The sequence below is a fragment of the Saprospiraceae bacterium genome, from assembly GCA_016717265.1.
In the GTDB taxonomy this organism is placed as follows: domain Bacteria; phylum Bacteroidota; class Bacteroidia; order Chitinophagales; family Saprospiraceae; genus Vicinibacter.
The window spans coordinates 3,350,205-3,364,872 of the sequence record JADKFX010000001.1; the positions used below are offsets into that span (position 1 = coordinate 3,350,205).

Sequence of the window (14,668 nt, forward strand, 5' to 3'; positions counted from 1 at the left end):
ATTTTAAAATTATAGTTATAAACCGATATACTACAAGATGAATTCTAAGATTGTTTCTTAACTTTTATTCACAAAATGAACTTAACCATGCCCTAAATACTCAAAAAGTATGCATTTATGCCATGCATGTATAGTAAGGTGAGAATCCAAAAGACGAGTTTGTTGCTCCCAAGGAATCCTTTCAAATCTAAACAAATATACATTTGTAAAAGCTGAATAATTCTGATACATTTGTAGCATGCTCTCCATTTTAATACCAGTCTTTAATTATGATATGAATACGCTGGTATTGCAATTAATTCAACAATGTGAACTAAATAAAATAGTTTTTGAGATCATTTGCCTTGATGATGCATCTTCCGCTGTTTTTCAAACCATTAATTCGAAACTTCCTACACACAAAAATTTAACGAAGGTTCAATTATCCAATAACATCGGTAGATCTTCCGCAAGAAACAAACTTACAAGTTTAGCAAAATTTGATAATCTTCTATTTTTGGATTGTGATGTTCAATTAATGGATGAAGCATTTATTAAAAATTATATTGATACTATCCAAAATGAAAAACATCCGGTAATTTATGGTTCTTGCCTATATCCATCGGATGTTCCAAAAGACACACGCTTACTTTTGCATTGGAAATATGGCTTAAAAAAAGAAAATCCATCACTAAAATACAGGCTCAAAAATCCTTATTTGTGTTTTCATACTGTAAATTTTATAGTAAATAAATCGATTGCTTTAAAATTTCCATTTGATGAAAATATAAAATTATATGGACATGAAGACAGTCTTTGGGCGATGCAATTAAAACAACATCAAATTGAGATCTTACATATCGATAATCCAGTTCTACATTTGGGTTTACACCCTGTGAAATTTTTCTTACGGAATACGTCGAAAGCAATAAAAAATATCATACAAATAAATTCAAAACAACAAATTATACCAACTAAATTAATAGTTCTCTACCATTTCATTAAATCCTGCGGACTGCACTCCTTATACTTTCTAATATATCGATATTTTGAACGAAAAATTGTTCGAAATTTGATGGGCAATAATCCGTCACTCCGATTCTATTCATTCTATAAATTAGGACTTTTTATCCGGTTTAAAATAAAGCTTTGAAAGCGTTTTAAATTCCTTTCTCTGGACTTGTTAATAAAAAATTTAGGATTTGCCATGATTTCGTTAACTTGCCTTTAGATTCTTCAACAGATATTCAGCAAAACGATGAAAAAAAGAAACATATTAGCGTTCGCTATAATTTATTATGTGCTCTTATTCAATTACTCCGCTCAAATATTTTCACAATCGACCCTAATTGGCAGGTTAAAAGACTCGAAAACTGGAGACCCCCTCATCGGTGCAACCATTTTAATAAAAGGAACAGCCCAAGGAGTGGTCACCGATTTTGATGGTGAATTTTTGTTAAAGTTTCAAGGCGATTTCCCAGTTACGATTGAATGTCGTTATAGTGGATATGCTACCAAAGAAATGCAATTTACAGATGCTAAAAAAATAGATATTCAATTAGATGAAGAATCTGTTTTAATTGATGTTGTTGAAATTAGCGGACAGCGTATTAGCGAAAAACAAAAATCATCCCCTTTGACTGTTGAATCGATGGATTTAATAGCCATTAAAGAAACCCCAGCTGCAAATTTTTATGACGGTTTAGGATGTTTAAAAGATGTGGATATTACAGCAGCCAGTCTTGGATTCAAGGTTATCAATACGCGTGGTTTTAATAGCACCAGTCCGGTTCGGTCGCTTCAAATTATTGATGGTGTAGACAATCAAGCACCAGGATTAAATTTTTCATTAGGAAATTTTCTGGGTTGCTCTGAATTAGATGTTTTAAAAGTTGACCTTATTGTTGGCGCAAGTTCTGCTTTTTATGGACCGAATGCTTTCAATGGCGTTATTAAAATGGAAACCAAAAGTCCGTTTTATCACAAAGGACTCTCGGTAATGTTAAAAAGAGGTGAACGTAATTTAATTGAAGGTGGATTACGATATGCCGATGTGTTTAAAAACAAATCTGGAAATGATTTTATAGGTTTTAAATTAAATTTTTCTTTTTTAAAAGCATATGACTGGGTTGCAAATAATTATAACCCAATAGATGGAATTAAACAAGATTCTATATTTTCATTAAATAACATCCCAAATCCAGGTCGGTGGGATGCTGTAAATATTTATGGTGATGAATATTATTCCTTAAATGACTTGACCAGTAATCAAACTTTAAATGGTACAGAATCTAATTACTGGACAAATCCGGGCCTTCGTATCTTTTACCGTACAGGTTATAAAGAAGAAGATCTTGTAGATTATAATACTAAAAATTATAAAGGTAATGTCGCCTTACATTTTCGATTAAAACCAAAAAATAAATTTGATTCTCCAGAACTTATCCTTGCAAGTAGTTTTGGATCCGGAACAACTGTTTATCAGGGTGACAATCGTTTTTCTTTAAAAAATATTTTATTTTATCAAAATCGGATTGAATTGCGCAAAGAAAACAAATACTTCTTGCGTGCATATTCTACCAACGAAGATGCGGGTGATTCCTATGATCCATATTTTACTGCGATAAAAATAATTGACCAGACAAAGAATAATGAAATTTGGGCATTCAATTACAGACAATGGTGGCAATTAAATAATAATTCAAGTACCAAAATGTGGAATCTTGGATATCCTAAATTAATCTATGACCCGATAAAAGGATTTGCCACATTTGATTATGATGCTGCTCGAAAATGGTTAGTACAATATTCCGATACCTTAAGATCCTGGCATCGATTAGCAGAAGACTATGCTAACAAAAAAAGTCCGAATCCATCCGACATAACAACAGATTTCTTACAACCAGGCTCGCCAGAATTCAATGCATTATTCAATAAAATTATAAGCTCGAAATCAAATGCAACGGAACAAGGCACCTTGTTTTATGATCAATCGGCATTATACCATACGCAGGGTGAGTATCAATTCAATCCAGGTTGGGTTGAAGATTGGGTAATCGGTGGAAATACCAGATGGTACAGACCATATTCTGATGGAACTATTTTTTCTGATTCCAATAATATTCGCATCCAAAATTTTGAATACGGTTTGTATACAGGAGCCACTAAAAAATTATTTGACAATAAACTGAATATAAATTTCGCATTTCGATTAGATAAAAATGACAACTTTGATTTTATTTATACACCTGCTGCTTCTTTAGTTTACAACCCAAAAAAGAATACTTACCTAAGGGCATCTTTTTCTTCTGCACTGAGAAACCCAACATTGACAGATCAATATTTACATTTAAATGTAGGTCGGGCAATCCTTTCCGGGAATCTTCAGGGAGCAGATAGTTTAATAACCATAGAATCTTTTATCTCCTATTTAGGTAATAAAAGCAGGCCTATTGAATACTTTGATATTGATCCAATACAACCAGAAAAAGTTAAAACTTTTGAATTGGGTGCACGCACTACGCTCTTTAATTGTATCTTTTTTGATGCAGGATATTATTTTAGCACCTACAGTAATTTCATTGGATATAATATCGGTATAAAATCTGAATTTGAAGCTGTCACAGGATTTCCAAAAAACACACAGGTTTATAGATATTCTGCAAATTCAACAAACAATGTTCAGACACAAGGATTTTCGTTTGGTATTAATTATTATTTTTCAAAATACTTTGCTTTAAGCGGTAATTACTCATTAAATAAATTGACTAAAACGAATGAAAAAGATCCTATCATTCCGGCATTCAATACGCCTGAAAATAAATACAATTTAGGATTTTCAGGAAGAGATATGGATATCCAAATATTTGGCGGCAAACTTAAAAATATTGGTTTTAATATTAACTATAAATGGGTGGAGGATTTTGTTTTTGAAGGATCCCCTCAATTCACTGGACATTTGCCAGCTTACAATTTATTAGACGCTCAAATCAACTGGAAAAGTCAAAAGTGGAATACCACATTTAAAATGGGTGCTTCTAATTTGTTTAATAATTTACATTATGAAACATATGGAGGTCCATTATTAGGAAGGTTATCATACTTTGCCATTTTATACGAATGGAAGAAAAAATAATTCAATCATTAAAAACTAAAATCTATGAAAAAAAATGTACTCATTTTCTTAATTGCTTTAACGTTTCTGATAAAACTTTCTGCACAGGAGCGATATCTGGATCCAGTATTTAATTCTGTAAAGATCGACACTACAATTACATATGGAGTTAATGCGACGATTCTTTATGTCAATATACCTCAGATCAAACAGGCGGTAGCCGAAAAACTTTTAATGGATATTTATAGTCCAGAAGGAGATTCAAAAGCAGAAAGACCTTTAATCTTGTATTATCATACAGGTAATTTTTTACCATATCCACAAAATGGTGGAACCAGTGGCACAAGACGTGATTCTACCTGTGTTGAAATTTGCACCAGACTTGCAAAAATGGGTTATGTTGTTGCTTCTGTTGATTACAGATTAGGTTGGGATCCAGTAAATACGAGTAAAGATATCCGTGTATTTTCATTGATTAATGCTGCATACCGTGGTGTGCAGGATGCTAGCACTTGTATTCGTTTTTTCAAAAAAGACGTTACTGAAAACGGCAATCGATTTGGAATTGATACTGCAAGAATATCAGTTTGGGGACAAGGAACCGGTGGTTATGTTGCTGCAAACTTAGGTGCATTGGATAGTTATTCAAAAATACCTACCGCATCTGATGGAAAATTTTTAATTTCTACTCCGGTCGGAATCTTACCAATGGTTATTGAAGGGATCAATGGAAATTTAAATGCAACTTCAGCAGGTATTGTTCCTCCAGGATTTGGTGCCTTATTAGGGGTTCCAGATGGAGACACGTTATGTTATCCAAATCATATCGGATATTCATCATCTTTTCAATTGGGTGTTAATATGGGAGGTGCTGTAGGTGATTCTGCCTGGATAGACCCAGGACAACCGCCAGTAATCTCTATGCAAAGTATCACAGACCCATTTGCACCTTATAAAGAAGGATTAGTAGTTGTTCCTGTAACACCACCACTTGAAGTTGTAAAAGTTCAAGGTAGTTATATTATACAATTATTGAACACTGCTTATGGAAATAATAATTCATTTAATGCAGCATCAAAATTCTTTAATGATCCCTATACCTTAGCTGCAAATGCATTAAATGATGGTCTTGATGGGCTGTATCCATTGGTTAGAGAAAGCGCATTTGATTCCTCACCTTGGGATTTCTGGTCTTCAAGTAATATTAATAATGCAAGAGGATTACAAACAAATCCTGATATGTCTAGAGAAAAGGCCAGTAGATTTATTGATACCTTATTAAATTACGCTGCCCCAAGAGCATGCCTTGCATTGGGTTTAAATTGCGATTTAAGCAGATTCACGGGTACCACTACTTTGGATCCTTCAAGTGTAGGTTTAGAAGTAGCTCCAAATCCTGCAGAAGAACAATTTAACGTGAATACGCATATTGATTTTCAAATGAGATCTGCTTATTTGATGGATATCAATGGAAGAGTCGTTAAGACTTTTTCAAAAATTAATTCTAATCATTTAACCATTCATCGAAATGAATTAAATAGTGGAATTTATCTTTTAAAATTAAGCTTTGATAAAGGAGAATCATTTTCAAAAATTGTTCTCAAATAAATCAAATTAAAAATAATTACAGAAAGGCTGCTAAATTAGCAGCCTTTCTATTTTAAACAAAAACATTAGATGCTTTACAGATATTTAGGAAAATCAGGCCTTCAGGTCAGTCTTCTTTCATTTGGCTCTTGGGTTACCTTTGCAAATCAGGTGGATGAAAATAAAGCTGCAGAATTAATGTCTTTTGCATATGATCATGGGGTTAATTTTTTTGATAATGCTGAAATATATGCAAATGGATTATCCGAAAAAATAATGGGGAATGTCCTATCAAAAACAAATTGGGATCGCAGCAGCTATTTAGTTTCTAGTAAAACATTTTTTGGTCGGGGTGACAAAAGACCCAATATGACAGGGCTGAATAGAAAGCATATATTCGAATCCTGCAATGAAGCATTAAGGCGATTACAAGTAGAATATCTCGATTTGTTTTTTGCACATAGGCCCGATAAAAAAACACCAATAGAAGAAACTGTTTGGGCAATGCATCAGTTGATTCTACAGGGTAAAATTTTTTATTGGGGAACGTCAGAATGGTCAGCACAGGAAATTATGGAGGCCCATATGATTGCACGTCAAAATCATCTTATCGGACCTGTTATGGAGCAACCGCAATACAATATGCTCACCCGGAACAAAGTGGAAGTAGAATTTAGTCAAATTTATAAAACAGTAGGTCTCGGCACTACGATATGGTCACCACTCGCTGCAGGTATATTAACCTCGAAATATCTTGATAATGAAATACCAAAAAACAGCCGGTTTGCACTCCAAGAATACCATTGGTTAAAAGAGAAAAACCTGATACCTGAAAACTTAAAAATTGCAAAACAGCTTCATGAACTTTCACAAAGTTTGGGAACGTCTTTAGCTAAATTAGCCATTGCATGGTGTGCCCAAAATCCAAATGTAAGTACTGTTATTTTAGGTGCTACCAGTCTGGAACAATTAAAAGAAACTATCTGTTCTTTAGATATTCTTCCATTATTTACGGAAGAAATAAATACAAAAATTGAACTTATTTTAAATAATAAACCAATTCATCCACCTTATTAAAATCTATACCAAATGAAGTCCAGTATTCTTACAATGAATTTGAAGCTTTTATTGTTAGTGCTCTCAGGCCTTATTTTAAAAGAATCCATTACCGCACAGTGCGACTATCTTACACCCCGGTATAATTTTAAAGTCGAAAAGAAAATACTCTATGGAATCCTTCCAGATTACCAAAATGCAATGGATTCTTTATTTGTTGATGTGTATACTCCAATAGGTGCAGCAGAAGTTTCTAAACCTTTGGTAATATGGGCCTTTGGCGGAGGGTTTTTTCAGGGAAAACGGGAAGATTTTACAGCTGTTTGTGAAGAATTAGCGAAACGAGGATTTGTCACTGCAACGATAGATTACAGACTTGGTTTTGACGGACCCTATGCTGGTTTGAACCCACCATTTGCCTATGATGCTGCAGAAATTTTGCGCGCTGGATATAGAGGAGCCACAGATATGAAAGGCGCGATTCGCTTTTTAAAAGGAAAACATCTTGAATATGGAATTGATCTTGATAGAATTTGGATTGGCGGTGCTAGTGCAGGTGCAATCGTAGCCTTAAATGCTGCTTTTTTAGATAAAGATTCTGAAAAACCAAAAGAAACCGGAGCCATTACACCTATTGCAAATAAACAAAGGCCAGATCTTGGACCCATTAATGGCTTATTAAACTTGAATGGATACGATGATAAAGTGCAAGGTGTATTTAACATCTTTGGCGCGTTAATTGACACTTCAAGTATCTCAGCAGAAGATCGCATTGCAGTATTTTCTTATCATCAAGAAAATGATCCTGTAGTGCCTTGTTTAGCTAAAACACCCTACTATCAAATTCCTTTTATCTCCTCAAATTATCCGATAGTATACGGCTCTTGTATGATCAATGATCGTTTCAAACATATGGGTCTGGATCCAAATTATTATGAAACCTGGATCTATTCTGGCAATCAACATGCAACACATGATGAAGCTGCAGTTATAAATTATATGATTGAACAAGCAAAACCATTTCTTTGTAAAACAATTACAGCAGTCGGTGATATTTCATTGGTCGATGCATTTGTTAGTCCAAATCCTGCATATAATACCATTCAAATACAATTCATCGCGGGTGATTGTAATTATTCCATAATAGATCTATCTGGGAATGTGATTCAAAAAGATAAATTACGCGAAAATCATTTTATCAATATTGCAAATCTCCATGCAGGTTTATATTTTATTAAACTTCAAAACAATACGCAATCTAAAACACTTCGATGGATGAAGCTTTAGTTATATTATTTGAATATTAGATATTTTAATCTTCAAATAGTTTCGCTATTGGAATGATTACAGGTCCATAAATTTGTTGAATAAATTAATACATGAAATTTGATATTGTAATCGCTGGAGCTGGAATTGTTGGCTTATCAACGGCTTATCAAATTCTTAAACTAAAGCCAGATACAAAAATTCTAATATTAGAAAAAGAAGCTGCTATAGCAACCCATCAAACAGGACACAATTCAGGGGTAATGCATTCTGGAATCTATTATAAACCGGGTTCCTATAAAGCTAAAAATTGCATACAAGGCTATCAATTATTAATTGAATTTTGTAATACCCATCAAATAGAATACAAATTAATTGGCAAATTAATCGTTGCCACTAAAAAACAGGAACAAGCGAGACTTCATACAATCTATCAAAATGGAATTCAAAATGGCTTGTCGAATTTAAAATTGCTAAGTACCACAGCAACCTTGGAATTAGAACCCAATGTAAGTTGTCTTGAATCGATCTATGTGCCGCAAGCAGGAATTATAGATTATAAAATAATTGCTCAAAAATTGAAAACTGAAATTGAAAATAAAGGTTCTGCAATTGAGATTGGAAAAAAAATAATAGAAATTAAACCAAGCAACACAGGTTTCATTGTTAAAAATGAGGATGGATCTGAATACGAAACTGAATTTTTTATAAATTGTGCGGGTCTACAGTCAGATCGTATTGCAAAATTAAGCGGCTTAAAATTAAATTTTAGAATCATTCCATTTAAAGGGAATTATTATAAACTGAATTCTAAAAAAGCAAATATTGTAACGCATCTTATCTATCCAGTTCCCGACCCTCAGTTTCCATTTTTAGGCATTCATTATACCCGTTTAATCAATGGTGATCAAACCTTAGGGCCAAATGCTGTAATGGCTTTTGATCGGGAATCTTATCATCATAATTCAATAAATTTTAAGGATAGCTATGATATATTAGCATTTCCAGGTTTTTGGAAACTCATAGCCAAACATTGGAAAACAGGGATCAGCGAATATGCAAGAAATTATTCTAAAAGCTATTTTGCCAAAAAAGCCTCTGAAATGACCCCGGGTATTACATCTGATGACCTCCAACCGGCAGGTTGTGGAATTCGTGCTCAAGTAGTTGATATTCATGGTAACATGGTTGAAGATTTTGTAGCGATCCGCAAATCAAAAATGATTCATATTTGCAATGCACCTTCTCCAGCCGCAACTGCTGGATTATCAATTGGCAAACAAATTGCGAATTGGTATCTTGAGATGCACTAAACAACTATAATCCTTAGCTGCTAACGATTATCTTTGCATTTCTTTAAATTATGGAAACTAAACCTACTTTTCAGGCGATTTGTGGCGAACATATAATTCGTGCAACAGAAGATGAAATTTCTGAGAAAGGAATTTCCAAAATTGCGCCTGACACATATCGTATACTCCACAACAATAAAAATTTTCAAGCTTCGATTACGAATATCTCCTTATTAGACAATACTATTGAATTAAAAATTGGAAAACGAAAAAAAATAATTCAAATTAAAAATCCAATCCAGCAATTAATTCAAACGCTCGGTTATAATGATTCAAAAGCGAATCATTTAGATTCTCTACAAGCTCCTATGCCCGGGATGGTATTAGAAATTCCAATTCAAGTTGGAGATTTGGTTCTAAAAGGAGATCATCTTATTACTTTGGAAGCCATGAAAATGGAAAATATCCTAAAAGCAACTCAGGAAGGAAAAATCAAAGAAATTCGAGTTTTAAAAGGAGATAAAATTGAAAAAAATCAAATTCTCATTACGTTTTCTGAAAAGTGATGAAAACAAATGAATTCATTGGAAATTGGCCAGCACAAAACAAAGATTCTTGGCTTCGTCAAATCATAGAAGAAAACGCAGCTAAAGTACTGCCACCAACTAATTTTCACATTGAAGACGAGATCTTTGCAAATGCATTTGCATTTCCTACAGATTTAACAAATGAAGGAAACGTTTTAAAATCGAATGGCACTCTTGATTTTTGGAAAAGCGGACTAGAAATCAGAATTTCAAATCCAGAAGAAGCAAAATTAAAATTAGACCACGCGCTTACACAGGGTGCAGAATATATCCATTTTATTTTCGAACTTGAACCTGATATTAAAACCACTGATTATTTACTCCATCAAGTTTATTTAGACCTCATTGCAAGTCGCTGGAGTTTTGATGCAACTTGTGATTTAAATAATTTTAAAAATAATTTACTTGACAAGTATGGTAATTCATGCAAAATATATCAAACAGGTGCTGCGCAAAATAATATAAAAAACCAGGTAGATTTATTTTCCCGATTTTATGTATCCAATTTAAATTCCTGGGCTGATAACTTAATTAATTTACTTGAAAATTTAAAAATCTGTAATAAAATAAATGAACATATTATTTTTGAAATTTATTTAAATCATGATTTTCTTTTAAATATTTGTGCCTCCAGAGCCTTAAAACTAGTAATCCATAAACTGTGGGCTACCTTAAATATTTCGATTCTCCCAATCATAGAATTGCATATAGATCGTCAAAGTTTAACTTCCGATTTTCATTCTAACTTATATAAGATAGCATCTATTTGTTTATCCGCTTCTATTGCAAACGGTGATTATATAGTAATTCCAGATGCAAAAATGTTACAGAGTTCATCTGAATTGCAAGCGATAAAATCTACATTACATATACAACATATTTTAAAACAAGAGGCATACATGGATAGACTTTTAGATGCCTCGGCGGGCTCCTATTTTATGGAAGATCTAACAGAAAAAATCTCAAAAAATATTTGGTTCCAACTCCAAAATAAACTCAATACATGATTAAGAAAATTTTAATAGCAAATCGTGGAGAAATTGCATTGCGTATCATGCGCACTGCAAAAAAAATGGGAATTAAAACAGTTGCTGTATTTAGTGAAGCAGATCGAAATGCAAAACATACACTTTTTGCTGATGAAGCAGTCTATATTGGGCCTGCTGCTTCAAGAGAATCCTATTTAAAAATGGATACTATTATTTCTGCAGCTAAATCAACAGGAGCAGATGCAATTCATCCAGGTTATGGTTTTTTAAGTGAGAATGCTGCATTTGTTACCGCTGTAACACAAAATGATATAATATTTATCGGTCCACCAGCTGCATCGATGATACAGATGGGTAGTAAGATTGAAGCAAAACAAACTGCAAGAAAGAAAAATGTACCGCTCGTACCTGGCACTGACAAAGCAATTGAATCTATTGAAGAAGCTACTGAAATTGCAAAACAAACAGGCTTTCCTTTATTAATAAAAGCATCTGCTGGTGGTGGAGGTAAAGGAATGCGTTTAGTGCAGCATGCAAATGAATTGGAGGAGCAATTAAAATCAGCATCCAATGAAGCCATGTCTGCTTTTGGAAATGGGGCTGTTTTTATTGAAAAGTTTATTTCTAAACCACGTCATATTGAAATTCAAGTTTTAACAGATACCCATGGAAACGGTGTGTATTTATTTGAACGGGAATGTAGTATCCAAAGACGACATCAAAAAATTATTGAAGAGGCCCCTTCCTCTTGTTTAACACCTTTTATCAGAAAACAAATGGGAATAGATGCTGTGAATTTAGCACTTTCCTGTGGCTATGTAGGGGCTGGAACCGTCGAATTTTTAGTAGATGAAAATATGAATTATTATTTTCTGGAAATGAATACCAGATTACAAGTTGAACATACTGTTACGGAGATGATCACAGGTTTAGATTTGGTCCAATTACAAATTCAAATAGCAGAAGGCAACGCATTGCCATTTAATCAAGAAGATTTAAAAATCAATGGTCATAGTATGGAATTGAGAATTTGTGCAGAAGATCCTACGAATCATTTTCTTCCAAGTATTGGTATACTCACAAAATACAAAACTCCAAAAGCAAATTACATTCGCGTAGATGATTGTTATGAAGAAGGCATGGAAATTCCAATCCATTACGATCCGATGATTGGAAAATTAATTTCATTCGGTAAAAATCGATTAGAAGCTATTGAAAATTTAAAATTTGGCATTCAGCATTTTGAAATAGAAGGTGTAGAAACCACTTTAGATTTTGGTCATTTTGTGTTGGAACATCCAGATTTTATTCAGGGCCAATTCGATACAGGTTTTATTGAAAAATACTATTCACAATATTTAGATACATTCAACGACCAGGAGGAATCCGAAGCAATAGGATATATTGCATTGTTTGCATACCTTCAAAAAAACCGGCAACTCATTACACCAAAGTTAGAAGATAGTAGCTGGTTTCAAAATAGAAAGACATTCAATTGATCCTTTACAATGTTAGATCCTAAAATTATAAAAAGCATTCCCTGGAGCAGAGAAGAATCAAAAGTCTTAACGATTGAACAACCTTATATAACGGGTGAATCCATCGAAATCAAAAGTTTGTATTCTGTTGAAGATTTTCCATCTGAGATGAAAAACTTTGTTTCCGGAATTGCTCCTTTTTTAAGAGGACCCTATGGCAGTATGTATGTAAATCAACCTTGGACAATCCGACAATATGCTGGTTTTTCAAATGCAAAAGAAAGTAATGCCTTTTATAGAAAAAACTTAGCAGCGGGCCAAAAAGGACTTAGCATTGCTTTTGATTTGGCAACCCACCGGGGTTATGATTCAGATCATCCACGAGTTGGTGGAGATGTTGGAAAAGCAGGTGTAGCCATTGATAGCATAGAAGATATGCGTGTATTATTTGATCAGATTCCGTTAGATCAAATTTCAGTTTCGATGACAATGAATGGAGCTGTGTTGCCAATTTTAGCTTTTTACATTGCGGTTGCAGAAGAACAAAATATAACTTCTGATAAATTATCTGGAACCATTCAAAATGATATTCTCAAAGAATTCATGGTTCGAAATACATATATATATCCACCGGGTCCATCTATGAGAATTGTTGGTGATATTTTTAAATATTGTGCCAGGTATCTTCCAAAATTTAATTGTATAAGTGTTAGTGGATATCATATGCAAGAAGCTGGTGCTACTGCAGATATTGAATTAGCATATACTATAGCGAATGGATTAGAATATATCCGCACAGGGCTAGGTGCGGGTTTAGATATTGATGAATTTGCTCCCAGAATTTCTTTTTTTTGGGGTATTGGAATGAATTTTTTTATGGAAATAGCCAAATTAAGAGCTGCACGTTTATTATGGGCAGAATTTATTTCTGCATACAATCCAAAAAATCCAAAATCTTTAGCCCTTAGAACTCATTGTCAAACATCTGGTTGGAGTCTTACGGAACAAGAGCCTTTAAATAATATTGCACGCACTACAATCGAAGCGTTCGCTGCAGTATTTGGTGGTACGCAATCTTTACATACAAATTCTTTGGACGAGGCGATTGCATTACCGACCGATTTTTCAGCAAAAATTGCAAGAGATACGCAGTTGTACATCCAAAAGGACAGTAATATTTGTAAAACGGTTGACCCGTTTGGAGGATCCTATTATATTGAATATTTAACAAACGAACTTTATCTTAAAGCAAAAAAACATATCGCTGAAATAGAGACTTTAGGAGGTATGACGAATGCTATAAGTAATGGATTACCTAAATTAAGAATTGAAGAAGCAGCTACTAAAAAACAAGCAAAAATTGATTCAGGATTAGATCAGATTATTGGTGTAAACAGTTTTAAAAATGCTCAAGAAAGCTTTGATTTTGATATTCTGGAAATCGACAATGAATCCGTTAAAAAAGAACAAATTGATCGACTCCAAGAAATAAAGAGCACTAGAAATGAAGTGGATGTAAAAAAATATTTATTGAAATTGGAAACTTGTGCAAAAACAGGTGACGGCAATTTACTTGAAATTGCAATAAAAGCAGCAAAATCAAGAGCAACACTTGGCGAGATCAGTTCTGCTCTAGAAACCATTTTTGGTCGTTATATTGCAGATCCAAAAATTATTACTGGCGTGTATTCAAAAAATTTTAGCGACCAAGCAGAAATCCTTGAAGTCAGAAAATTATCAGATTTATTTTCCGAGTTAGATGGGAGAAGGCCTCGGATATTAATTGCCAAACTTGGCCAAGATGGCCATGACCGGGGTGCAAGAATTATTGCAACTGGATTTGCAGATTTAGGCTTTGATGTTGATATCGGACCCCTGTTTCAAATTCCAAGAGAAGCGGCTCAACAAGCGGTAGATAATGATGTGCATGTTATAGGCGTTTCCTCCCTAGCTGCCGGACATAAAACTTTAGTGCCTCAATTAATAGCAGATCTGAGCAATATGGGCAGATCCGATATACAAGTTATTGTTGGTGGAGTAATTCCTGAAAAAGACTATGAATTTCTTATAAATGCAGGTGTGGCTGCTATTTTTGGGCCCGGTACTTCTGTACCAAAAGCAGCTAAAATTGTATTAAACATATTGAAAAATAAATGGTATCCAGATTCTCCATGAGGCAGTGGATTGTTGATCTTATTTGAAAACTTAACTCCAATTAAGTTTAGTTCTTTCTTCTTTTAGAATTTCCAAAAAATTGAACCCTTCAAAGGTTATAAGTGATTCTTTAATTATTCCTTTGCCCATTAAAGCTTAGGTAGAA

At 33.7% G+C, this 14,668-nt stretch carries 10 protein-coding genes; all 10 read left to right on the forward strand.

From position 1 onward, the window contains the following. Positions 1–238: 238 nt before the first annotated feature. The 10 genes from IPO86_13245 (at position 239) to scpA (ending at position 14,523) form a co-directional block, all read left to right on the forward strand. Positions 239–1,132, forward strand: coding sequence for a glycosyltransferase (locus IPO86_13245; protein ID MBK9729071.1), 894 nt, complete (start codon positions 239–241; stop codon positions 1,130–1,132). A 105-nt stretch (positions 1,133–1,237) separates the two neighbouring features. After that, positions 1,238–4,114 carry a TonB-dependent receptor gene (locus tag IPO86_13250; protein ID MBK9729072.1) on the forward strand — a complete coding sequence of 959 codons (2,877 nt, stop codon included), beginning with the start codon at positions 1,238–1,240 and terminating at the stop codon, positions 4,112–4,114. 24 nt (positions 4,115–4,138) lie between these two features. Then, positions 4,139–5,701, forward strand: a complete 1,563-nt coding sequence (locus IPO86_13255; protein MBK9729073.1) for a T9SS type A sorting domain-containing protein — start codon at positions 4,139–4,141, stop codon at positions 5,699–5,701. A gap of 69 nt (positions 5,702–5,770) precedes the next feature. Further along, complete coding sequence (locus IPO86_13260; protein MBK9729074.1) at positions 5,771–6,757, forward strand: aldo/keto reductase; 987 nt, start codon at positions 5,771–5,773, stop codon at positions 6,755–6,757. 12 nt (positions 6,758–6,769) lie between these two features. Beyond that, positions 6,770–8,023: a T9SS type A sorting domain-containing protein gene (locus tag IPO86_13265; GenBank protein ID MBK9729075.1), complete on the forward strand. Its 1,254-nt coding sequence runs from the start codon at positions 6,770–6,772 to the stop codon at positions 8,021–8,023. A 92-nt stretch (positions 8,024–8,115) separates the two neighbouring features. Further along, positions 8,116–9,315 carry an L-2-hydroxyglutarate oxidase gene (lhgO, locus tag IPO86_13270; protein ID MBK9729076.1) on the forward strand — a complete coding sequence of 400 codons (1,200 nt, stop codon included), beginning with the start codon at positions 8,116–8,118 and terminating at the stop codon, positions 9,313–9,315. A gap of 50 nt (positions 9,316–9,365) precedes the next feature. Beyond that, complete coding sequence (locus tag IPO86_13275) at positions 9,366–9,860, forward strand: acetyl-CoA carboxylase biotin carboxyl carrier protein subunit (protein MBK9729077.1); 495 nt, start codon at positions 9,366–9,368, stop codon at positions 9,858–9,860. After that, on the forward strand, positions 9,860–10,888 hold the full coding sequence (locus tag IPO86_13280) for a hypothetical protein (GenBank protein MBK9729078.1): 1,029 nt from the start codon (positions 9,860–9,862) through the stop codon (positions 10,886–10,888). The genes IPO86_13275 and IPO86_13280 overlap by 1 nt, the downstream gene beginning before the upstream one ends. Beyond that, positions 10,885–12,369 carry an acetyl-CoA carboxylase biotin carboxylase subunit gene (locus tag IPO86_13285; GenBank protein MBK9729079.1) on the forward strand — a complete coding sequence of 495 codons (1,485 nt, stop codon included), beginning with the start codon at positions 10,885–10,887 and terminating at the stop codon, positions 12,367–12,369. Before IPO86_13280 ends, IPO86_13285 begins: the two co-directional genes overlap by 4 nt. A 9-nt stretch (positions 12,370–12,378) precedes the next feature. Beyond that, entirely contained in the window at positions 12,379–14,523 is a 2,145-nt protein-coding gene (scpA, locus tag IPO86_13290; protein MBK9729080.1) for a methylmalonyl-CoA mutase, read from the forward strand. Positions 14,524–14,668 lie beyond the last annotated feature (145 nt).

What these genes read in the sequence shown, in the direction of transcription:
- IPO86_13245 (MBK9729071.1), top strand. Translation starts at nt 239, where the DNA reads ATGCTCTCCATTTTAATACCAGTCTTTAATTATGATATGAATACGCTG.
- IPO86_13250 (MBK9729072.1), top strand. Translation starts at nt 1,238, where the DNA reads ATGAAAAAAAGAAACATATTAGCGTTCGCTATAATTTATTATGTGCTC.
- IPO86_13280 (MBK9729078.1), top strand. Translation starts at nt 9,860, where the DNA reads ATGAAAACAAATGAATTCATTGGAAATTGGCCAGCACAAAACAAAGAT.
- IPO86_13265 (MBK9729075.1), top strand. Translation starts at nt 6,770, where the DNA reads ATGAAGTCCAGTATTCTTACAATGAATTTGAAGCTTTTATTGTTAGTG.
- IPO86_13255 (MBK9729073.1), top strand. Translation starts at nt 4,139, where the DNA reads ATGAAAAAAAATGTACTCATTTTCTTAATTGCTTTAACGTTTCTGATA.
- IPO86_13275 (MBK9729077.1), top strand. Translation starts at nt 9,366, where the DNA reads ATGGAAACTAAACCTACTTTTCAGGCGATTTGTGGCGAACATATAATT.
- IPO86_13285 (MBK9729079.1), top strand. Translation starts at nt 10,885, where the DNA reads ATGATTAAGAAAATTTTAATAGCAAATCGTGGAGAAATTGCATTGCGT.
- IPO86_13260 (MBK9729074.1), top strand. Translation starts at nt 5,771, where the DNA reads ATGCTTTACAGATATTTAGGAAAATCAGGCCTTCAGGTCAGTCTTCTT.
- lhgO (MBK9729076.1), top strand. Translation starts at nt 8,116, where the DNA reads ATGAAATTTGATATTGTAATCGCTGGAGCTGGAATTGTTGGCTTATCA.
- scpA (MBK9729080.1), top strand. Translation starts at nt 12,379, where the DNA reads ATGTTAGATCCTAAAATTATAAAAAGCATTCCCTGGAGCAGAGAAGAA.